Source organism: Anaerozeibacter quisquiliarum (assembly GCF_051162045.1).
In the GTDB taxonomy this organism is placed as follows: Bacteria; Bacillota; Clostridia; order Christensenellales; family Aristaeellaceae; genus Anaerozeibacter; species Anaerozeibacter quisquiliarum.
Window position 1 is genome coordinate 1 of the sequence record NZ_JBISDI010000025.1, and the last position, 19,318, is coordinate 19,318.

Below are 19,318 nucleotides of genomic sequence, written 5' to 3' on the forward strand. Positions count from 1 at the left end.
GCGCAATTTTATAAAGATGTTCGCGCCATGGAATGGACAATGTAGATTCGTCAACAATAGAGATGTCGCGACAAAGTCAATCCGACTTCAAACGCCGCCGAAAAATTCCAACCAAGACGCCACCGCATTCCGGTCGTCCGCTTTCCCAGTAGGTTCCACGGCCGGGCCGAATGCCCAGCATAGCGGGGCGAGCGCGCGGAGACCTTAAACCGCGAACGCGACAGGAGGCGGGGGGAAATTTTTATGAAGAACGGCAATTTGAAACTTCCAAGGATTCGTGTACGCCGCGCGCTGGGGTGGGTGTTGGCGGCGCTCACCCTAGTGCTCGGCACGTCGAAACCCGCGCGGCAGCTGTCCGCGCTGCCGGACACGCTTCGGCTGACCCGCGGCAACACCACCAGCATGAACTTCGACATGCCGCTTAAGACCGAGGTGGTGGATCAGGGCGCGCAGGTGATCTCGAGCCTCGACGAGCGGCTGGACCAGGGGGGTTCGCAGATATCGCTGACGGCCGAGCGGGAGGGCAATGCGCAGCTGGTGCTGCGGCTGCTGGGCCTGCCGGTCAAGACGGTCAACGTGACGGTTGCGCCCGCGCGTACGCTGGTTCCCGGCGGGCAGTCGATCGGCGTGGCGCTTTCCATGCTGGGCGTGCTGGTCGTGGGAGCGTCGGACGTAGGCTCGTCTCCCAGCCCCGCGCGCGAGGCCGGGCTGCGCGCCGGTGATCTGATTACGGCCGTCGACGGGCGGCGGGTGGACAGCGCCGCGGAGCTCACGAAGATGATCGCGGACGGCGGCGAGGCACAGCTGTCCGTCGAGCGCGCCGGCCGACTGCTGCGCCTTACGATTCGGCCGGTCAGGGACGCGCGCGACGGCGCGTACCGGTTGGGCGCGTGGGTGCGCGACTCGACCGCGGGCGTGGGCACGCTGTCGTTCTACGACCCCGCGCGCGGCGCGTTCGGCGCGCTCGGGCACGCGATCACCGACGCCGACACCGGCACGCTGCTCACCGTGGGCGACGGCAGCATCTACGAGAGCCGGATCGTGGGCGTACTCAAGGGCGAGAGCGGCGAGCCGGGCGAGCTGCTGGGCGAGTTCTTCGATTCGGCCCAGCACCTGGGCGATGTGAAGGTCAACGGCGAGTACGGCATCTATGGCGTGACCGACAAGCCGATCCCGAGCGCGCTGTACCCGAGCGGCGTGCCCGTGCTGACGCGCAGCGAGGTGCGCGAGGGGCCGGCACAGCTGCTGACCACACTGGGCGACGGCGGCGTCAAGGCCTACGACTGCCAGATCACGAAGCTTTTCCCGCAAGAGGACGCGGCGCAGCGCGGCATGGTGGTCAAGGTGACCGACAAGGCGCTGCTCGAGGCGACCGGCGGCATCGTGCAGGGTATGAGCGGCTCGCCCATCTTGCAGGACGGGCGGCTGGCGGGCGCGGTGACCCACGTGTTCATCAACGACCCGACCCAGGGCTACGGCATGTACATCGAGTGGATGATAAAGCAGACCGATCAGATTGAAGAGAAGAAGGCGGCATGAACACAGGTGCGTAAAATGTACAAAAACCGCGAGGATTTCCAGATACGATAACGTTGGCCGGCAGGATTTTGAACGGACGCGTCGAAATACTCAGGATATCAGATGGCATCTAGGGGGTGCGGACATGCGCGTACGCGAGTACGAGCGGTGGGTGCTGGCGATGGCCGACCCGGACGCGGCACGCGACCTGGCTCGCGCCCTGCCGGCCGGGGTGCACGCGACGATCGCGCATAGCGGCGCGGACGCGCTCGCGCGCGTCGTCGAGGCGATGCCCGAGGTGCTGGTGTCCGACCTTATGTTGCCCGGATGGGACGGCATCGAGCTGATCCGGCGCGTACGCGCCACCAGGCTGTTCACGCTGCCGTACGCGTTCTTGCTGGTCGCGCCCGGCATGACGCGGTTCACACCCTGGGCCGAGGCCGCGGGCGCGTGCGCGATGCTCACCAAGCCGGCGGACGCCGCGATGCTTATGCGCGCGACCGAGTCGCTCACCCCGCTTCAAAGGCTGCCGCGCGAGGGCGTGAACCGGCAGGGGATCCTGCGCAGTCTGTGGGCGTTGGGCTTTTCGGCGCGCATGCAGGGCACGCGCTATCTGGCGATGGCGATCGAGCTCGCGAGCCGCGACGTGCGGCTCAACAAGCAACTGACGACGGTGCTGTATTCGCTGGTGGCCGAGGCGCACGCGGTTCCGAGGCAGCGCGTGGAGCACGCCATGCGCCGGGTCATCGAGTCGGCATGGTCGGGCGGCTCGCTCGAGATGCAGTATAAATTATTCGGCAATACCATCGATGCAAAGCGGGGCAAGCCGACCGCGGGAGAGATGATCGCCTGCATGGCGGAACTGCTGCGCACGGGAATGGAGATGGATCCATGAGAATCAAGAAAGTCGCTCTGATCGTGGTGGACGCGTTGGGCATCGGCGCGCAGAAGGACGCCGCCGCCTACGGCGACGCGGGCGCGAACACCTTCGGCCACGTGTACGGGCAGTGCAAACCCGATATCCCCAACCTGGCCGACCTTGGGCTGCTCGCGGCGGCCGGCATCGAGAGCGATGAAGAGCCGCTGGGCTGCTACGGGCGGCTGACCCAAAAGGCCGCCGGCAAGGATACCACCACCGGGCACTGGGAGTTGGCGGGGCTGACGCTCGAAAAGCCGTTCCCCACCTACCCGAACGGCTTCCCACCGGATTTGATCGAGGAAATCGAGCGCGAGATCGGCATGGGCGTGATCGGCAACTGCGCGGCGTCCGGCACCGAGATCATCGAGCGGCTGGGCTCTGAGCACATCCGCACCGGCAAGCCCATCGTGTACACCTCGGCCGACAGCGTGTTCCAGGTGGCCGCGCACGAGGCCATCATCCCGCCCACCGAGCTGTGGCACATCTGCCGCATCGCGCGGCGCATGCTGACCGGCGAGCACGCCGTGGGCCGCGTCATCGCGCGCCCGTTCACCGGCAACCCCGGCGCGTTTGAGCGCACCGGCAACCGCAAGGACTTTTCGCTCGACCCGGTCGGCCGCACGATGCTGGACCTGCTCAAGGAGGCCGGCCGCGACGTGATCGGCGTGGGCAAAATCGAGGACATCTTCAACTACCGGGGGCTGACCTCTTCCAACCACGCGGTGGGCAACGAAGCCTGCGTGGACGCGGTGATCGAGGCGCTCAAGAAGCCGCGTCTGAACGGGCTGATCTTCGCCAACCTCGTGGACACCGACATGCTCTACGGCCACCGCAGAGACCCCGAGGGCTATGCGGGCGCGCTCGAGGCGTTTGACAAGCACCTGCCCGAGATCATGCGGCTGCTGGGCGAGGACGGCCTGCTGATCGTGACCGGCGACCACGGCTGCGACCCCACCTATACCGGCACCGACCATACTCGCGAACATACGCCGGTGCTGCTGTGGAGCCTGCAGGCCGAGGAGGGCGTGAATCTGGGCGAGCGCGCGAGCTTTGCCGACGTGTCGGCCACGGTGCTCGAGGCGCTGGGCGTCAAGAATACGATCGATGGCACTTCGTTCTGGGGCGATGTGAAGCTTTCATAAGCGCGGAGGTGCATATGAGCGAATACATGCGGAAAATCGAGGCGGCGGCGGCCTTTCTGAAGACGCGCGCCGGCATCGAGCCCCGCGTCGGCGTGGTGCTGGGCTCGGGCTGGGGCGCTCTGCTGACCGGGGTGGAGAACCCGACGGCGGTACCCTATGCCGAGGTGCCGGGCATGAAAGTATCCTCGGTACCGGGTCACGCGGGCAAGTGGATCTTCGGCACGGTCAACGGCCAGCCCTGCGCGATCATGTCGGGGCGGCTGCACTACTACGAGGGCCATGCCCTCGCGGACGTCACGCTGCCCGTGCGCATCATGAAGGCGATGGGCGTTTGTGTGCTGATCTTGACCAACGCCGCGGGCGCGGTCAACACGGCGTTTGAGCCGGGCGACCTGATGCTGATTACCGACCACATCAATTTGACCGGCGCGAACCCGCTGTTCGGCCCCAATGAGGACGAGCTGGGCGCGCGCTTCCCGGACATGAGCCGGGTGTATGACCCGGCGCTGCTGGACGCGGCGCGTGCGGTATCGCGGGAGCAGGGCTTCCCGGTGCGCGAGGGCGTGTATACGTGGATGACCGGCCCCTCGTTCGAGACGCCGGCGGAGATCCGCATGGCGCGCCTGTTGGGCGGCGACGCGGTGGGCATGTCCACGGTGCCCGAGGCCATCGTGGCGCGCCACGCAGGGCTCCGCGTGCTGGCCGCCAGCTGCATGACCAACATGGCCGCCGGCGTACTTGACCAGCCGCTGAGCCACCAAGAGGTGCTGGAGACCGCCGCCAGGGTAGAGCGGCCGTTCCAGCGCTATCTGTATGAATTGATCGGCCGGGTGTAAAGGAAGGCAACGGGGGCGTCTCCCCCGCGTGAACGCTGATGGGAGTCCAGAGCAAAACCCTCTGGACTCCCATTCACGCTCATGCGGGGATGCCGAGCCTTGATCCCCTGCTCTAATACGCTTGCGTCGATGTGCCCTGGCCCTCGCAGATGACCTTCGAGCCCGAAGAGCCCACGCCCAGCCGGTCCGCGCCCAGTTCCAAGTACATCTTGGCGGTCGCGTAGTCGCGGATGCCGCCCGAGGCCTTGACCTTGATGCGCCCCTTGGCGGCGTCCAGCATGGCCTTGACCGCCTCCACCGTCGCACCCGCGCCGTTGAAGCCGGTCGATGTCTTGACGAAATCCGCCCCGGCGCGCACGCAGGCCTCCACGCCGTCCGCGATCTTTTCGACCGGCCACTGGCTGGTCTCGAAGATCACCTTGACCAGAACGCCGCGCGCGTGCGCTTCCTCGACCACGCCGCGCACCTCTTCCTCCACCACGTCCCAGCGCCCGCCGAGCGCGTAGCCGTAGTTCATCACCATGTCGATCTCACAAACGCCGCGCGCGGCGTAGTCCCTGGCGGCGGCGCGCTTGACCTCAGCGCCCGAAAATCCGTAGGGGAAGTCGAGCACGCAGCCCACGCGGGTGCCGGTGCCCCGGCACATCTCAAGCGCCATCTCGATGTCCGCGCCGCGCACGCAGACCGAATACACCTTCAAGTCGATGCCCAGCCGAATCGCCGCGCGCACCTCGTCCGGCGTCATGGCGGGCCCCAGCACCGCGTGGTCCAGATATTTTGCGATGTCCATGCGTCTCGCCTCCTTATTCCTCGTCCGCCCCGTCCGCCTCGTCCTCGGCGTCGCCCTCGTCGTGCGCGACCTCGATCCGCCCGGCCGCGAATTCCTCGCGGATCTGCGCCTCGACCGACTCCCCGATCTCGGGATGCTCGCGGATGAAGGTGCGCGCGGCCTCGCGGCCCTGGCCGATGCGCTGGTCGCCGTAGCTGTACCACGCGCCGCTTTTCTGGATGATTTCCTTCTCAATCGCCAAATCGAGCAGCGCGCTGGTCCGGGACAGGCCCTCGCCGAACAGCATGTCCACCGTGGCCATCTTGAACGGCGGGGCCACCTTGTTCTTGACCACCTTGAGCTTGGTGCGGTAGCCGATGATGTCCGACCCGTTCTTGAGCGGTTCGCCCTTGCGCACGTCGATGCGCACCGAGGCGTAGAACTTGAGCGCCTTGCCGCCGGTGGTCACCTCGGGGTTGCCGTAGGAGATGCCCACCTTCTCGCGCAGCTGGTTGATGAAGATGGCCATGGCGTTGGTCTTGGCGATCACGCCGGCCAGCTTGCGCAGCGCCTGCGACATCAGCCGCGCCTGCAGGCCCACGTGGCTGTCGCCCATGTCGCCGTCGATCTCGGCCTTGGGCACCAGCGCCGCCACCGAGTCGATCACCACCACGTCGATCGCGCCCGAGCGCACCAGCGCCTCGGTGATGTCGAGCGCCTGCTCGCCGTTGTCGGGCTGGGCCACGTACAACTCGTCGATGTCGACGCCCAGCTTGCTCGCATACACCGGGTCGAGCGCATGCTCGGCGTCGATGAACGCGGCGGTACCGCCCATCTTCTGCGCCTCGGCCAGTACATGCAGCGCCAGCGTGGTCTTGCCCGACGACTCCGGCCCAAATATCTCGATGATGCGCCCGCGCGGCAGACCCCCCACGCCCAGCGCGAAGTCCAGGTGCAGGCAGCCGGTCGGAATGACCTCCACCTGCATCCGGGCCGAGGCGTCGCCCAGCTTCATGACCGAGCCCTTCCCGAAATCCTTCTCAATCTTCGACAGCGCCACGTCCAGCGCCTTCTTGCGCTCGTCCGAGGTCGTGCGCCGCACCGCCGGCTTCTTTTCCGGCCTCTTGTCCGCCATGCGTTTGTCCTCCAATGTGTCGTCTATGCGCGCATTATACCACAAAACAACTGTTCGATCAAGCGGTGAATTTGCCTGTGCTTCGCGGGTCGGGCGCTTGCGCGCAATGGATGTATGGTGTAATATATACTTATCAAAGAAAAACGAAGGGGGTGTGGCCTTATGATGATGCTCCCAATCGCCATCGCCCGGATCGAGGATGCCGGCGAGCGCGTGTTCATGGCGCGGTTATATCAGGAGCAATATGATCTCATGTACGCCCAGGCGCGCAGGCTGCTGGACGTGCCGCAGGATGCCGAGGATACGGTTCAGGAGGCGGCGGAGCGGCTCATCAAGCAGGTTGCGGTCCTGATGCGCCTTGAGGATCACCAGCTGCGCGCCTACGTCATCGTCACGGTGCGCAGTGTCGCGCTGGATCTTCTGAGGAAGAACGACCATATCCATGGGGGCGATCCCGAGGATATGTTCGAGCGGATTCCCTCAAGCGAGGAGGACGTGGACGCGGCCCTTCTGTGGGAGGAAACGGTGACCGGGCTGGTCGAGTGCATCGAGCGGCTGCCCGAGCGCGACCAGACGGCGCTCGGCATGAAGTACGTGCGCGAGATGTCCGACGGGGAGATTGCCGGGGTGTTGGGCGTAAAGCGCGACAGCGTCCGGCCGCTGCTCAAGCGCGCCAGAGCGCACGCCCGGGCCATGTGGGAGGAGATGAACGCCGATGGCTTATGCGTGCGGTGACGGCATGACGCCGCGCGAGCAATACGAGGACGCGCTGTTCCGCGAGGCTATGTGGCGGGTGGAGCAGCGCCGCGCCGCGCGCCTGGCCGCCGAGGGCGGCGCCGTGGCCGAGGAGGCGAAGGCGGCCTACGAGCGCGCGCTGCCCGCGCTGCACCGCGCGCTGGAAAAGGGGCTTGGCCGCAACCGGCGGCGGCGCTTTTTTCGCCATACCCTGCCGCGCGTGGGCCGGGTGGCGGCCGCCGCGCTGCTGATCGCGTTCCTCGGCGGCACGGCGGCGCTGGCGGCCATCCGGCCGCTGCGCGTGTACCTGACGCGCTTCCTAATCAGCACCACCGAGGTGCGCACCGAGCTGGGGCTTGAGGTGGACGGGGAGCGCTTCGTGGACGTGCCCGGGGACTGGCCGGGCGCCTACTACCCCGCCTACGTGCCGGAGGGTTTCGCGCTGGCGCAGGTGCGGGGCGACGAAATCGAGTGCCGCGTGCGGTACGACAACGCGGCGGACCAATCGCTGTACTTCGACGAGAACACGGCGGACGTCCGGATGTTCATCAACACCGAGGGCGCGAAGCTCGGGTACGGCACGATCCAGGGACAACAGGCGATGTTTGCGGAGCAGGAGGCCGACGGTTATTGCTTCGTGACCTGGGCGGTGGCGGACAGGTTCTTTGTCGTTCGATATGACGGCGATCTGGAAACCGCGAAACAGGTGTCCGAGAGCGTCACCATGATTAAGTAATTATTAAATTAAATATTAACTGCTACATTTTCCCTTCTCAATCGTTTTATACAGTGAAACGTATTGAGAAGGGAGTTTTTGTCGATATAAAGAAGCTTGTTTGGCTGTTCGCGCTGCTCATGCTGCTTCCGGCGGCGGGTTATGCGTCGGAGTTCCGGGATCATGGGAAAGAGCTGTTTTATGTGGGCGTGGCGGATGCCAAGGCCACATTGACGATCGGCAGCGGCGGCAAGGCCACCTGCGTGGGATCTGCAAGCCCCACAGCGAGCGGCAGCAAGGTGTCCATTACAGTGAAGCTCCGGCAAAAGAAGGAAGACGGCGCGTGGGCCGTCATCGGCCGATGGACGGATTCGGGCAGCGGGAAGAACGGCGTCGAAATCAGAGAGACAATGCCGGTCGAGCGTGGATACGCCTACCAAGTGGTCATGACCGGCACCGTCCGGGACGCGGCCGGCAAGGTGCTGGACAACATATCGGAAAAATCCTCGGTCAGGCGTTACTGAGGGCCGGGCGAACGGGCGATTCACCTTGCGGAGCGCTACGCAGGGTTGGGTTGAAAAATTGCAGGGGGTGTTTGTTGCAAAAACAGGAAGACGACGAAACCGACACGATGTTCAGTACGACCGACGATTATGAGGAGGATACAGGTATGAAGAAGGTTGTTTCGTTTCTGTTGGTGGCTGTCTTGACCATGGCCGTTGCGTCGCCTGCATTCGCCGCAGATGCGTTCTGGCGGTTTACGTTGAAGGACAAGCGAGGGATCCAGGACTCGTATGCCGTCTCGGACAACTGGTTGGAGAAGAAGACGGAGGCCAAAAAAGCCGCGCTCCTGATGGTGACTTGCAGTCCGAAGCCATCCAGCACAATCCGGGCCTGCATCGTGAATTATGCCGCAACCGCGGCAGTGACAGAGGGTCTTTGGTATACCTATGGCGGAAAGGCGGCAAAGCCCAAGTTTCTTTCGGTATCCTCTGTGATGGGCAGAGACTTGAGGGCCGCTTTCCGTATGAATACGAAGGAGAAGCGAGATGTCTTGACGGGAGAGGGCAAGTACACCGTGGATTATACCGGCTAGCGCTTGAGCGTGAAGCCCAGTACCGCGTGGAATCCGCCAAGTGGATTGGCGGGTTCCACGCGCGAAGCCGTAGGAGGGATTGCCATGAGAACATGGATCGGGATGCTATTGCTTTGCCTGGCGCCGGCTTGCCTGTTGACGGGGTGTCAGGCGCCGCCGGAAGACCCATTCCTGAAGGAAACTCAGACCGTCGCCCGTGCAAATCCCGGGGATCCTGTCCCGCTGAAGACAATCCATGAGGGGACCCTTAGGCAATTTGTTCACGCCTTTGCCGAGCCCAATTACGGATGGCATATAGCGGCCCAAGTGGATGTTCCCAGCGACCTGGAGCGGTTCGACGTCATTGCCGTCGGGATCGGAGACGAACTGGATTTTGACGCGCTCATGGCATCCGACGTCCTGCCGAAAGCGCTCGCGGCCGCTGAAACGTACGAAGATGAGTCGTTGAACTTCGTATCGCCCGCGCCTATACCGGTCAAGGCGCGGATGCACCTGTCGGATGGCGTCGTGCGCTACAGCGTCAACTCCTCCATTGGACAGTTGAATTATTCCGAAACGGCCCCGGACGATTACTTCGTTGAAGGCCCCGATTTTACGAGCCGACCCGTGGCTCATTCGGGTAACGCGCAAAACTGCGCGCTGACGCCCGCGCAGGCGACGAACAGGATTCGCGCCTTCCTGGACGGATTGCCCCTGCCCTTCGCCTACGACATTGGGCAGGTTATTGCCCTGTCGCGGGAAGATCCGCCCGGGCCCGGGCATTATCAGATCCAAATCCGACAAATCGTGGATCGCAAGCCGGTCGCCGTTTTTGACAATTCCTCTTCGATTGGTTGGGGGCTCAAGGTCGATCCGGGCTACATCCCTTCACAGTTGGGCTCTTATGCCACGGTGTATGATTATGGAATCGAAAACCTCCGGCTGCGTTGGCTGTCCAATGCCTTCGAGGTTATTCAAGGGGTGGACGGGCTGCTGTCGTTGCCGAATGCCGTAAGCGCAGTGGAGCAGTTTTTGAAGCGGTTGGGCGACGAGGGCGCGTCTGGAAATTATGCCAGAGCCGCCTTTCCCCGCGCCGACGAAGGCATTGAGATTCACGCCATACGGCTTGAGTACGCGCCGACCAGGCGGGAAGGGGAACGACTTATCCTGGAACCGTGCTGGTCGTTCGAGGGATGGGGCATTACGCAAAGCTTCTATGGAATACGCGTCAACGCGTTGACGGGTGAAATCGTCAGCGCGGCGGGAAGGGGTTGAGCATGCGTTTTGCGCGCGTTTTGCGCAGCGATTTGAAGCGCGCCATCCTGTCGCGCCGCTTCGCGCTGGGCGTTGGGCTTGGGGTATTGATGCTGTATCAACCGGCGTATCCGTTCGGTTTTTTTGACGGCATACGGTTTCAGGGAAGCACCCTGATCGACGCCATACAAGATACCTTCGGGCTGGGGGCGTTCATCCTGTGCTGCGCAGTGCTTTGCGCGCTGCCGTATGGCGATGTCCACGCCTTAGAGACGGAAGGCGGCGCGTTTCCCTACATCACGCATCGAACAGGAACCAGGGCCTATCTGCAATCAAAGCTGTTGTCGACCGCAATCTCCGGCGGGGCGGTGCTTTGCGCCGCGTTTTTGACGTTCTGTCTGATCCAGGCATTCGCGCTCTCGCCGGAGTTCCCCAGCCCCGCGGATTGGGCGCTGGTCGGTTCGACGATGCTTGAGCTCATGTGCTACGGCGCTTGCTGGTCGCTGTGCTCGCTCGCCCTGTCGGTCTGGCTGCCCAACCCCTTCGTGGCGCTCGCCGCGCCCTTCTGCATTACGCAGTTTTTGTGGCTCTTCAGCGCGATGACCGACTGGGCATACATCGACCCGTCGTCGACAATCGACCGAATGAGCTCCACAGCGCCGATGCCGCTCGTGCATCTCCTCCTGCAGCATTTGGGGTATTCCTCTATCTTTATCTTGATATTCATGTCAGGGGTGAAGAGAAAAAGATGCGGATAAACACCGTGTGTTCCGTGGCGCTGTTACAGCTCAAGCGGACGATTCTATCCCCCAAGGCATGGGTGGCTTTGTTCATCGCAGCATTGATCGGCGCGACCGCCGGCTGGGATCATCTGACGGTCGCGGGGCAGTTGGGCTATCCATTCCAAACGTTTGAGCCATTCATCACATTGCTCACCCGGCGCGTGACGACCGTCTTCGTCGTCGTGGGGATTGCGCTTATGCTCAGCGACGCGCCCTTTACCGATGCAAGCACGTACTACCTGGTGTTCCGGACCCATCGCCGCGCATGGATGATCGGCATCGCGCTGCACATGTTGCTTACCTGCTTTATTTACTTGCTGGTCATCCTGCTTTCAAGCGTGTTGATTGGGCTGCCTTTCTCCTACATCCAAAATCAGTGGAGCCCGCTTTCCCAGCTGCTCTGCACCGATCAGACCTTGTTTCGCCTGCGAAGTCATGCCTTTATCAACTCTAGCCTCATCAATGCGATGACGCCCTACCGGGCGTGCTTCGCGCAACTGGGCTTGACGGCGCTTTACGCGCTGTGCGTTTGCGCTCTCATGCTGGCGGTCAACGCCAGGGGCAATCGGGCGGGGTTTGCCTTCGCCATGCTGTTTCACGGGCTTATGCTGGTCATGCATATGGACGGGCATCCGATTGGCTCGCGCATCAGCCTGTTTACGTACGCAAGCCTGAACAGCCATTTCCATTCGGGGCTTCATTCAGGCGCGTCCGTCGCCATATTTTTGGGCTTTGCGCTTTGCGTGTATGGGCTTTCAATTGGATTGGCGCGCAGGATGGACATATGAGCGATGGAATATCGGGAGGAACGGGAGGGATATTTCGTGCAATCCATTATCACCTTATGTGATGTAAGCAAGGTGTTCAAAAAACTGCGGGCGGTCGATCACGTCGACTTGGCATTGACGCCCGGCAAAATCCATGGAATCATCGGTCGGAACGGAAGCGGCAAAACCGTGCTCATGAAAATGATCTGCGGGCTATATAGACCCAGCGGCGGAACCATAACCGTGCGGGGCAAACGCGTGGGCGTTGATGTGGAAATCCCCGAGCGCATGGGCATCTTGATCGAGACCCCGGGATTCTTGCCGTTCTATTCAGGCAGAAAGAATCTGCGTATTTTGGCGGAGTTGAACGGCGCGTGTACGCGCGCCCGGGTTGACGAGGTGATTTTGATGGTCGGGTTGATACCCACGGAGCCAAAGCATGTATCCAAGTACTCCTTAGGGATGAAGCAGCGCCTGGGCATCGCGCAGGCCATCATGGAAGACCCGGACCTTTTGATCCTGGACGAGCCGATGAACGGCCTGGACAACGCGGGGGTCCGGGACATGCGCGAGCTGTTCCTGGGCCTCAAGGCACGCGGCAAGACCATCCTGCTGGCCAGCCACAACCGGGAGGACATCGAAGCGCTGTGCGACACCGTCTGCGAGATGGACGCCGGCAGGCTGACGCGCGTGCGGTAGCGGTCGTGGTCCTACAATTGCGGCTTAGCATCGCTTCCGCCCAGCAGCGCTTGCGCCCACCGCTCGCGCTTTTGCGCGTAGGGCAGCGTGTAGGCGGGACTGGTCGATGGCAGGCGGACGGCCTCGATCGGCAGCGCGGCGAAGTGACGGCGGTACAGCGCGAACGCCGTGCCGCCGTTGAGCAGCACGCGGGAAATCCCCGGACAGCGCGCAAGCAACGCGGGGATGTCGTTGGGCGTGACGTCGCGGATGTCGGCGTCCATCGAGCCGGGCCGCGCGCACGAATGGGCCACGTCCCACAGCGCGATGCGGTGTCCGATCAGCAGCGCCTTCTTCTGCGCGATTTCAGTTGGCCGCTCACATCCCAGCACGTCGGCCAATATCTTCCAGAATGCGTTCTGCGGATGCGCGTAGTAGAATCCTTTTTGAAGCGACTGCACACTCGGCGCGGTGCCCAGGATCAACAGCCGCGCGTCCGCGCGGTATACCGCCTCATACGAAAAAACCCTTTCCATGATTAGAATTATACCAGAGGATGATTAAAGAAGAAAGCGCGCCTTCCCAAACGCGCCCTTATCCTGTATAATGGGTGCACCGACACACCGCCGGGCGGCGCGGACGACATTCCGGGGAGGGAGTTCCTTGAAAAAGATCATGATTCTGTCCAGCGTATACACCGGGCACGGGCACGCCTCGATTGCGCAGTCGATCGCCGAGCAGCTCGATCAGTTTGACGACGTGCGCTACGAGGTGGTCGACGGGTTTACGCTGATCGGCAAGGCCGGCATCCAGATCTCGAAGATCTACGGCCCGATCACGCGCAACGCCCGGGATTTGTGGAAGATGACCTACGCGCTGTCCGACCACTACCCGCGCGCGCTGACCGAAGCGGTCACCGCGGCCATCCACGACCGGTTTCTCCAGAAGCTCAGCCAGTTTATGCCCGACCTGATCCTTACGGTTCACTCGCTGTTCAACGGCAGCGTGATCGATCTTTTGAGCTTCTACGGGCTGGACATTCCGGTGTACGTGTTGCAGGCGGATATCATCAACATCCACGGCTCCTGGTGCGACCCGCGCGCCGCGCTCACGCTGTGCCCCACCCACGAGGCCTACGACAGTTCGATCCAGCGCGGCATGCCCGAGCAGAAGCTCAAGCTGTGCGGCTTCCCCACGCGCGCCCAGTTTACCGAGGCGGCGCGCGCGGCAAAGCCGGGCGGCGAATACGACGGCACGCGAGCGCTGAATTGCCTGATGATGAGCGGCGGCGAGGGCAGCGGCAATATGCTGCGCTACGCCCGCTGCCTGCTCAAGCATGTGGATATGCGCCTCACGATCATCTGCGGGCGCAACGAGCGGCTCAAGGCGACGCTCGAGCAGGAACTGAGCGAGTACCGGGACCGGCTGACCGTACATGGGTTTTTGACCAATGTGCACGAGCCCATGCTTAAAAGCGACCTGGTCATCGCGCGCGGCAGCCCCAACACGCTGATGGAGGCGGTGGTGCTGAACGTGCCGCTGCTGATTACCGGCGCGCTGCCGGGCCAGGAGGCCGAGAACCCGGCGGTCATGGTGGCGCACGGCCTGGGCGTGGTGTGCGAGCACCCCGAATCGGCGCCCGCGATCGTGAACACGCTGATGCGGGACGGCGGCAAGCGCCTGCAAGAGATCCGCGCGGCGCAGCGCGCCTACCGCAACCTCGACAACGCCAAGGACATCGCGGAGCTGCTGCGCGCCGAGGCGATGCCCTGCGACCGCGCCACGCCGCGCAAGCGCATGATGCTGCTGCGCCGCGCAGGCGGACGCGCGTCGAAGCCGGCCGCGCAGCTGGGCAGGGCCAGGGGATTGGAAGAGTAGGGGGCGGGGGCCCGCATGAGCGATGACGGTCGTCCAGAGGGCTGCGCCCTCTGGACGATCAACACGCTCGCGCGGGCGGCAATCCTCTATACCCCGACCACCTTGTGCGTCTCGTTGACCACGCGCTCCACCGCGTTCAGAATGTTCTGATAGCCGGTGCAGCGGCACAAATGCCCCGAAATCAGCCGGCGCAGTTCGTCCCGCGTGTAGCGCTTGCCCGAGCCCACGATCTCCACCGCGGTCATGATGAGCCCGGGCGTGCAGAAACCGCACTGCACCGCGGCCTCGTCCACAAACGCCTGCTGGATCGCGCTCAGCTCCCCGTTCGGGCCGGTGATGCCCTCTACGGTCAGCACCGACCTGCCCTCGGCCCACACACTCAAATAGATGCAGCTGTCGATCGCGCGCCCGTCCACCAGCACCGTGCACGCGCCGCACTCGCCCACCTCGCAGCCCTTCTTCACGCTGGTCAGATTCAGCCGATTGCGCAAGGTGTCGGCCAGCGACTCGCGCTCGTCGATCGCCAACTCCGTCTCCTTGCCGTTGACCGTCATCCTGATGATCTTCACGCGCCGTCGCCCCCCTTGTTGATGATCGCCTGCTTGAGAGCGCGCGCCGCGAGCTCTCGAACCAGTTGCAGCCGGAACTCCCTGCTGGCGCGCCAGCTGGTTCGGGGCGTGACCTCATGAAGCGCCCTCTCGCCCAGCAGCCGTCCGGTTTCTTCATCCGGCGCGCGGCCGATCACGGCGGCCTCCGCCATGGGGCAGCGGATCGGAATCGGCGCGGCCACGCCGTAGGCCAGCCGGATGTCCTCGATCACGCCGCCTTCAAGCTTCACTTGCACCGCGCAGCCCAGCGTGGCGATGTCCATCGCCTCGCGCATCGCGTACTTGATGTAGTGGCCCGAGAAACCCTCATAGTCGCGCCGCGCGATGCGTATGCGCGTGAGCAGCTCGCCGCGGCCCAAATGCACCCGGCCCGGCCCGGCATAGAAGTCCTTGAGCGCCGTCGTGCGCGTCCCATCGGGGCCCTGGATGACCAGTTCGGCGTTCAGGGTCAGCAGTGCCGGCGCGCTGTCGGCGCTGGTCACGCCGTTTACGATGTTGCCCCCGATCGTGCCGCTGTTGCGCAGCTGCGGCCCGCCCGCCTGGTCGGTGGCGTACCCGAGCGCCGGGATCCACTGTTGCACGATGGCCGACTCCGTCACGCCCGCGAACGTGGTCGCGGGTCCGATCGCGATCGTGCCGCCTTTCTCCATGCTCACCCCTTCGAGCGCCTTGATCCCGTGGATGCTCACCAACGAGCAACCCGCGAGCTTGCCCTCGCGGATCCGGATCAGCACGTCGCTGCCCCCGCAGATCACCCGCGCGTTTTCGTCTTCCATGAGCAGCGCGATCGCGTGCTCGACGCTCGTTGCCTGAGTGAGCTTTTCAAAGTCGTACATGGCGCTTCCCCCTTTACGAAATAAGGCCGGCGACGGTGAAGTGCTCCACCAGCTTTTGCGGCGACAGCGGAATCGAGCCCACGGCCACGCCGGTGGCATGCAACAGCGCGTTGCGCACCGCCGCGGCCACCGGAATCGCGGGCGGCTCGCCCAGCGCCTTGTTGCCGTAGGGCGCGGTCGGGTCGTTCGTCTCAACGAACAGCGCGGTCAGCTCCGGCGTGTCGAGGGACGTGGGCAGCTTGTAGTCGAGCAGGTTGTCGTTGAGTGGCCGCGCCCTGTCGTCGTAACGCAGCTGCTCGCTGAGCGCGTAGCCCAGCCCCATGCTCATGCCGCCATGCACCTGCGCCTCGGCCAGCTTCGGGTTTATCAGCACGCCGCTGTCGTGTACGTTGACGATATCGACGATCTTGATCTTGCCGACCGGAACGTCCACCTCGATCTCGACAAAGCATGCGCCGAACGCGAAGGTATTGTCCTTGCAGTGGTAGGTCGTCTCCGCCGTGATGTGGCGGCTGTTCGTCAGGCTGTAGAAGGCCTCCGTCGCCAGCGCTTCGAGCGTCAGCACCGGCTCGCCGTCCGCTATCCGCTCGATGCGGTCCTCGCAGACGTCGAGCGTGTCCGCCGGCACGTTCAGCATGAACGAGGCGTACTCGAGCAGCCTTTGCTTGAACAGCTCGGCGGTCTTCTTGACCGCCATGCCGCTGACGTAGGTTTGGCGCGAGGCGTACGCGCCTGTGTCAAACGGCGTCACGTCGGTGTCCTGGGTGGATATGATGTGTATGTCCTCATCCCTTAGGCCGATGGTCTCGGCCGCGATTTGCGTGAGCACGGTGTCCGCACCCTGCCCGATCTCGGTCGCGCCCACCGACAGCTGCACCGAGCCGTCCTGGTTGAGCACGACGCGCGCCGACGCGGTCTCGAGCGAGATCGGGTAGACGCCGGTCTTGTAGCAGAACATCGCCATGCCCACGCCCCGGCGAAGATCGCCGGTCTCGTTGCGGTAGGCCTTGCGCTTTGCATCCCAGTCGATGTAGGCCTTGCCCTTCTCAAGGCATTCGATCAACCCGCTCGTGTGGCAGGTGATGCCGGTGCCCGGATCGACGAACCCTATCTTCATGCAGTTCTTCTTGCGAAACGCGACCGGGTCCACGTTGAGCCGCGCGGCCAGGTCGTCCATGTGCGATTCAATCGCGAAGATCGCCTGCGGGATGCCGTAGCCACGCATCGCACCGGCGCTGGCGACGTTGGTGTAGACCGTTCTGGCGGCAAGCTCGGTCGCCAGCTCGTCCTGATACAGCATGCGGCAGACGTTGATCGCGTTGGCCACGATGGCGTGGCCGTGGGAGGCGTACCCGCCCTGGTTGGAGACGGCCGACACGCGCCGCGCGAGCAGCCGCCCGTCCGCGCGCACACAGGACTTGATGTCGAACGAGATGGCATGGCGCGTGCGCGTGCAGGCCATGGTCTCCTCGCGGCTGAGCTCGAGCTTGACAGGCCGCCCGCCTATCTGCGTCGTCAGCCAGGCGTTGAGCGGCTCGTAGAGAACCTCTTGCTTGTTGCCGAAGCCCCCGCCGACATAGGGCTTGATGATGCGCACCTTGCCCCAGGGGACGCCCAGCGCCTGGCCCACGACCCGCCGCACGATGTGGGGGATCTGGGTGGACGAGGTGACCACGATGCGCCCCTTCTCCATGTAGGCGTAGGAGACCGGCACCTCGATGTGGCAGTGCTGCACCACCTGCGTGTCGAAGCTGCCCGTGAGCACCAGGTCGGCTCCCTCGCAGGCCTCGTCGACGTCGATCTCGCCCACCTTGAACGAGGTCTTCTTGAGCACATTGCCGGGGAAGCGTTCGTGCAGTTGCGTCGCGCCGGGCGCCTCCGCCTGCTCGGGCGTGACCAGCGCCGGGTATTCCTCGTATTCTACCTTGATGAGCCGCGCCGCGCGCGCGCAGGCGATCTCGTCGTCGGCGATCACGACCGCGATGTCGTCGCCGTATATGCGCACTCGCTCGTTGAGCAGCCGCCGGTCGGCCACGTCCTGGTGGCTGGGGTCGGTCGACCAGGGATGCCCGGCGGTGGGAAAGTCGATCCGGGGCGCGTCGAAACAGGTGAGGATCTTCGTAACGCCCTTGACCTTCTCGGCTTCGGTCAGATCAAACTTAAGAACCCGTCCGTTGGCGATCGTGCTGCGCACCACCTTGGCCACCAGCATATGCGCACCGGCCAAGTCGGCCGTGTACATGGCGCGCCCGGTCACCTTCTCGTAGGCGTCCACTCGATGGGTGCTCTTTCCTACGCTCATATGCTACCCCCCTCGTCATCCCTATCATAGCGCAATCAACGCCTATCCGCAAGTCAAAACAACTTCGCGCCGCGCACGTATTTTGAGACGATCTGCCCATCGTCCGACAGGTAGATCGCGCGCTCGAGCCGCTGGGCAACGGTCAGCGCGCGCCCGGCCGTCAGCGCGCGGTCGTCGAGCACCACGGCGTCAAACTCGTAGCCCGCCTCGAACGAGCCGGCCTTGCCGAAGAACGCGCCGCCGCCCAACGTGCCCAGGTAGAAGGCCTCCGCCGCACCGAGCGGCGCATCGCCCTCGTCGACCAGCCGCCAGCGCAGCTTTGACGATTGTACCGCGTCCGACATGGCGCGCAGCATGCTCAAGCTGAACCCGCCCGCCACGTCGGTGCCCAGGCCCAGCTTCACACCGCGGTCCAGGTAGCGCCGCGCCGGCGCGATGCCGCTCGACAGGTTCATGTTGGAGCCGGGGCAATGCGCGATGAAGGTGCCGCTGTCTTTCAGCAATTGAAGTTCCGCCTCGTCGTTCCACACGGCATGGGCCATGATCGCGGAAGGGCCCAGCAGCCCCCGGCGTCGGTAGGCGTCGGCGTAGCTCGCGCTTTCCGGGCACAGTTTTTTGACCCACTCGATCTCGGCCGGGTTTTCCGACAGGTGAGACTGGGTCGGGAGGCCAAATTCGCGCCCAAGCGCGGCCAGGCCGATCAGCAGCTCGTCGCTGCAACTGGGGATGAACCGCGGCGTCAGGATGGGCCGGGTGTTCCTGTAGCGGCCCTTCACGGATTCGAGCCAGGCGCGCGTATCGGCGAGCGAGCGAGCGGCGCTTACTTCGCGCAGCGCGTCCGGCGCGTTGCGGTCCATGTTCACCTTGCCCACATAGCAGATGAGCCCCGACGCTTCGCACAGGTCCATCAGCCGTATGGTGGCCTCCCGGTGTACGGTGGCGTACAGGCAGGCGCGCGTCGTAGCCCCGCGCCTCAGCGCCCCGACCACCCGCTCGTAGGCCGCGCGCGCGTAGTCGGGGTCTAAGTAGCGCGCCTCCTCGGGAAACGTGTGCTCGTTCAGCCAATCGAGCAGCGTCAGGTCCATGCCCAGCGCGCGGAACGCGAACTGGGGCGCGTGCGTGTGCAGGTCAATAAGCCCCGGCATAATCAGGCAGCCCGCGTGATCGACCAGCGGAAGCGCGCGAAAGCGCTCGGGCAGCAGCGCGAACGCGCCCATCGACGCGCCGCCCTCGCACACGAGGTAGCCGCCCTCGATCGTCTCAAGCGCGCGCGGCCCCTTGCTATAGCACACGTCGCCCCTGAGCACAAAACTTTTTTCCACAATCATCCTCCCTTACCGAAAAAAAATGCCCATCGCCCCCGCCCGGG

General features: G+C 64.2%; 20 protein-coding genes. 13 read left to right on the forward strand and 7 right to left on the reverse strand.

What is annotated here, in order from left to right:
• Window positions 1-243: 243 nt before the first annotated feature.
• The 4 genes from spoIVB to ACH6CV_RS11700 all read left to right on the forward strand — a co-directional run bounded on the left by spoIVB (window position 244) and on the right by ACH6CV_RS11700 (window position 4,415).
• The gene (gene spoIVB / locus ACH6CV_RS11685) at window positions 244-1,539 is read left to right on the forward strand and encodes a SpoIVB peptidase (RefSeq protein WP_456358381.1); all 1,296 of its coding nucleotides are present in this window, start codon (window positions 244-246) and stop codon (window positions 1,537-1,539) included.
• A gap of 124 nt (window positions 1,540-1,663) precedes the next feature.
• Complete coding sequence (locus tag ACH6CV_RS11690; RefSeq protein ID WP_456358382.1) at window positions 1,664-2,413, forward strand: sporulation initiation factor Spo0A C-terminal domain-containing protein; 750 nt, start codon at window positions 1,664-1,666, stop codon at window positions 2,411-2,413.
• Entirely contained in the window at window positions 2,410-3,579 is a 1,170-nt protein-coding gene (locus ACH6CV_RS11695) for a phosphopentomutase (protein ID WP_456358383.1), read from the forward strand. The genes ACH6CV_RS11690 and ACH6CV_RS11695 overlap by 4 nt, the downstream gene beginning before the upstream one ends.
• Before the next feature lie 14 nt (window positions 3,580-3,593).
• Complete coding sequence (locus ACH6CV_RS11700) at window positions 3,594-4,415, forward strand: purine-nucleoside phosphorylase (RefSeq protein ID WP_456358384.1); 822 nt, start codon at window positions 3,594-3,596, stop codon at window positions 4,413-4,415.
• A 112-nt stretch (window positions 4,416-4,527) separates the two neighbouring features.
• On the opposite strand, the gene deoC is transcribed toward ACH6CV_RS11700, so the two are convergent.
• Together deoC and recA are read right to left on the reverse strand one after the other, a co-directional pair.
• Window positions 4,528-5,205, reverse strand: a complete 678-nt coding sequence (gene deoC, locus ACH6CV_RS11705; RefSeq protein ID WP_456358385.1) for a deoxyribose-phosphate aldolase — start codon at window positions 5,203-5,205, stop codon at window positions 4,528-4,530.
• A gap of 13 nt (window positions 5,206-5,218) precedes the next feature.
• Window positions 5,219-6,319, reverse strand: a complete 1,101-nt coding sequence (gene recA, locus ACH6CV_RS11710) for a recombinase RecA (protein WP_456358386.1) — start codon at window positions 6,317-6,319, stop codon at window positions 5,219-5,221.
• Window positions 6,320-6,481: 162 nt separating this feature from the next.
• Here recA and ACH6CV_RS11715 point away from each other — a divergent pair, with 162 nt between their 5' ends.
• The 8 genes from ACH6CV_RS11715 to ACH6CV_RS11750 all read left to right on the forward strand — a co-directional run bounded on the left by ACH6CV_RS11715 (window position 6,482) and on the right by ACH6CV_RS11750 (window position 12,346).
• Window positions 6,482-7,054, forward strand: a complete 573-nt coding sequence (locus tag ACH6CV_RS11715; RefSeq protein ID WP_456358387.1) for an RNA polymerase sigma factor — start codon at window positions 6,482-6,484, stop codon at window positions 7,052-7,054.
• Entirely contained in the window at window positions 7,035-7,790 is a 756-nt protein-coding gene (locus ACH6CV_RS11720) for a DUF4367 domain-containing protein (protein ID WP_456358388.1), read from the forward strand. The genes ACH6CV_RS11715 and ACH6CV_RS11720 overlap by 20 nt, the downstream gene beginning before the upstream one ends.
• Before the next feature lie 53 nt (window positions 7,791-7,843).
• The gene (locus ACH6CV_RS11725) at window positions 7,844-8,293 is read left to right on the forward strand and encodes a hypothetical protein (RefSeq protein ID WP_456358389.1); all 450 of its coding nucleotides are present in this window, start codon (window positions 7,844-7,846) and stop codon (window positions 8,291-8,293) included.
• A 146-nt stretch (window positions 8,294-8,439) separates the two neighbouring features.
• Complete coding sequence (locus tag ACH6CV_RS11730) at window positions 8,440-8,865, forward strand: hypothetical protein (RefSeq protein WP_456358390.1); 426 nt, start codon at window positions 8,440-8,442, stop codon at window positions 8,863-8,865.
• Window positions 8,866-8,949: 84 nt separating this feature from the next.
• Window positions 8,950-10,119 (forward strand): hypothetical protein, encoded by a 1,170-nt coding sequence (locus ACH6CV_RS11735; protein WP_456358391.1) that lies wholly within the window; start codon window positions 8,950-8,952, stop codon window positions 10,117-10,119.
• A gap of 32 nt (window positions 10,120-10,151) precedes the next feature.
• Entirely contained in the window at window positions 10,152-10,856 is a 705-nt protein-coding gene (locus ACH6CV_RS11740) for a hypothetical protein (protein ID WP_456358392.1), read from the forward strand.
• Window positions 10,847-11,668 carry a hypothetical protein gene (locus ACH6CV_RS11745; RefSeq protein ID WP_456358393.1) on the forward strand — a complete coding sequence of 274 codons (822 nt, stop codon included), beginning with the start codon at window positions 10,847-10,849 and terminating at the stop codon, window positions 11,666-11,668. The genes ACH6CV_RS11740 and ACH6CV_RS11745 overlap by 10 nt, the downstream gene beginning before the upstream one ends.
• 36 nt (window positions 11,669-11,704) lie before the next feature.
• Entirely contained in the window at window positions 11,705-12,346 is a 642-nt protein-coding gene (locus ACH6CV_RS11750) for an ATP-binding cassette domain-containing protein (RefSeq protein ID WP_456358394.1), read from the forward strand.
• Between the two features lie 11 nt (window positions 12,347-12,357).
• Here ACH6CV_RS11750 and ACH6CV_RS11755 read toward each other — a convergent pair whose 3' ends face one another.
• The gene (locus tag ACH6CV_RS11755) at window positions 12,358-12,861 is read right to left on the reverse strand and encodes a DNA-deoxyinosine glycosylase (protein ID WP_456358395.1); all 504 of its coding nucleotides are present in this window, start codon (window positions 12,859-12,861) and stop codon (window positions 12,358-12,360) included.
• Between the two features lie 127 nt (window positions 12,862-12,988).
• On the opposite strand from ACH6CV_RS11755, the gene ACH6CV_RS11760 reads away from it, so the two are divergent.
• Window positions 12,989-14,203 carry an MGDG synthase family glycosyltransferase gene (locus ACH6CV_RS11760; protein WP_456358396.1) on the forward strand — a complete coding sequence of 405 codons (1,215 nt, stop codon included), beginning with the start codon at window positions 12,989-12,991 and terminating at the stop codon, window positions 14,201-14,203.
• 86 nt (window positions 14,204-14,289) lie between these two features.
• On the opposite strand, the gene xdhC is transcribed toward ACH6CV_RS11760, so the two are convergent.
• From xdhC to ACH6CV_RS11780, 4 genes are read right to left on the reverse strand one after another with little or no spacing between them, the layout of a single operon-like run.
• Window positions 14,290-14,757, reverse strand: a complete 468-nt coding sequence (gene xdhC, locus ACH6CV_RS11765) for a xanthine dehydrogenase subunit XdhC (RefSeq protein WP_456358440.1) — start codon at window positions 14,755-14,757, stop codon at window positions 14,290-14,292.
• An 11-nt stretch (window positions 14,758-14,768) separates the two neighbouring features.
• A complete protein-coding gene (gene xdhB, locus ACH6CV_RS11770) occupies window positions 14,769-15,647 on the reverse strand; it encodes a xanthine dehydrogenase subunit XdhB (protein WP_456358397.1) in 879 nt (292 codons plus the stop codon).
• A 13-nt stretch (window positions 15,648-15,660) separates the two neighbouring features.
• On the reverse strand, window positions 15,661-17,949 hold the full coding sequence (xdhA, locus tag ACH6CV_RS11775) for a xanthine dehydrogenase subunit XdhA (protein WP_456358398.1): 2,289 nt from the start codon (window positions 17,947-17,949) through the stop codon (window positions 15,661-15,663).
• 53 nt (window positions 17,950-18,002) lie between these two features.
• The gene (locus ACH6CV_RS11780; protein ID WP_456358399.1) at window positions 18,003-19,271 is read right to left on the reverse strand and encodes an amidohydrolase family protein; all 1,269 of its coding nucleotides are present in this window, start codon (window positions 19,269-19,271) and stop codon (window positions 18,003-18,005) included.
• Window positions 19,272-19,318: the final 47 nt, after the last annotated feature.

What these genes read in the sequence shown, in the direction of transcription:
- spoIVB (WP_456358381.1), top strand. Translation starts at nt 244, where the DNA reads ATGAAGAACGGCAATTTGAAACTTCCAAGGATTCGTGTACGCCGCGCG.
- ACH6CV_RS11690 (WP_456358382.1), top strand. Translation starts at nt 1,664, where the DNA reads ATGCGCGTACGCGAGTACGAGCGGTGGGTGCTGGCGATGGCCGACCCG.
- ACH6CV_RS11695 (WP_456358383.1), top strand. Translation starts at nt 2,410, where the DNA reads ATGAGAATCAAGAAAGTCGCTCTGATCGTGGTGGACGCGTTGGGCATC.
- ACH6CV_RS11700 (WP_456358384.1), top strand. Translation starts at nt 3,594, where the DNA reads ATGAGCGAATACATGCGGAAAATCGAGGCGGCGGCGGCCTTTCTGAAG.
- deoC (WP_456358385.1), bottom strand. Translation starts at nt 5,205, where the DNA reads ATGGACATCGCAAAATATCTGGACCACGCGGTGCTGGGGCCCGCCATG.
- recA (WP_456358386.1), bottom strand. Translation starts at nt 6,319, where the DNA reads ATGGCGGACAAGAGGCCGGAAAAGAAGCCGGCGGTGCGGCGCACGACC.
- ACH6CV_RS11715 (WP_456358387.1), top strand. Translation starts at nt 6,482, where the DNA reads ATGATGATGCTCCCAATCGCCATCGCCCGGATCGAGGATGCCGGCGAG.
- ACH6CV_RS11720 (WP_456358388.1), top strand. Translation starts at nt 7,035, where the DNA reads ATGGCTTATGCGTGCGGTGACGGCATGACGCCGCGCGAGCAATACGAG.
- ACH6CV_RS11730 (WP_456358390.1), top strand. Translation starts at nt 8,440, where the DNA reads ATGAAGAAGGTTGTTTCGTTTCTGTTGGTGGCTGTCTTGACCATGGCC.
- ACH6CV_RS11735 (WP_456358391.1), top strand. Translation starts at nt 8,950, where the DNA reads ATGAGAACATGGATCGGGATGCTATTGCTTTGCCTGGCGCCGGCTTGC.
- ACH6CV_RS11745 (WP_456358393.1), top strand. Translation starts at nt 10,847, where the DNA reads ATGCGGATAAACACCGTGTGTTCCGTGGCGCTGTTACAGCTCAAGCGG.
- ACH6CV_RS11755 (WP_456358395.1), bottom strand. Translation starts at nt 12,861, where the DNA reads ATGGAAAGGGTTTTTTCGTATGAGGCGGTATACCGCGCGGACGCGCGG.
- xdhC (WP_456358440.1), bottom strand. Translation starts at nt 14,757, where the DNA reads ATGACGGTCAACGGCAAGGAGACGGAGTTGGCGATCGACGAGCGCGAG.
- xdhB (WP_456358397.1), bottom strand. Translation starts at nt 15,647, where the DNA reads ATGTACGACTTTGAAAAGCTCACTCAGGCAACGAGCGTCGAGCACGCG.
- xdhA (WP_456358398.1), bottom strand. Translation starts at nt 17,949, where the DNA reads ATGAGCGTAGGAAAGAGCACCCATCGAGTGGACGCCTACGAGAAGGTG.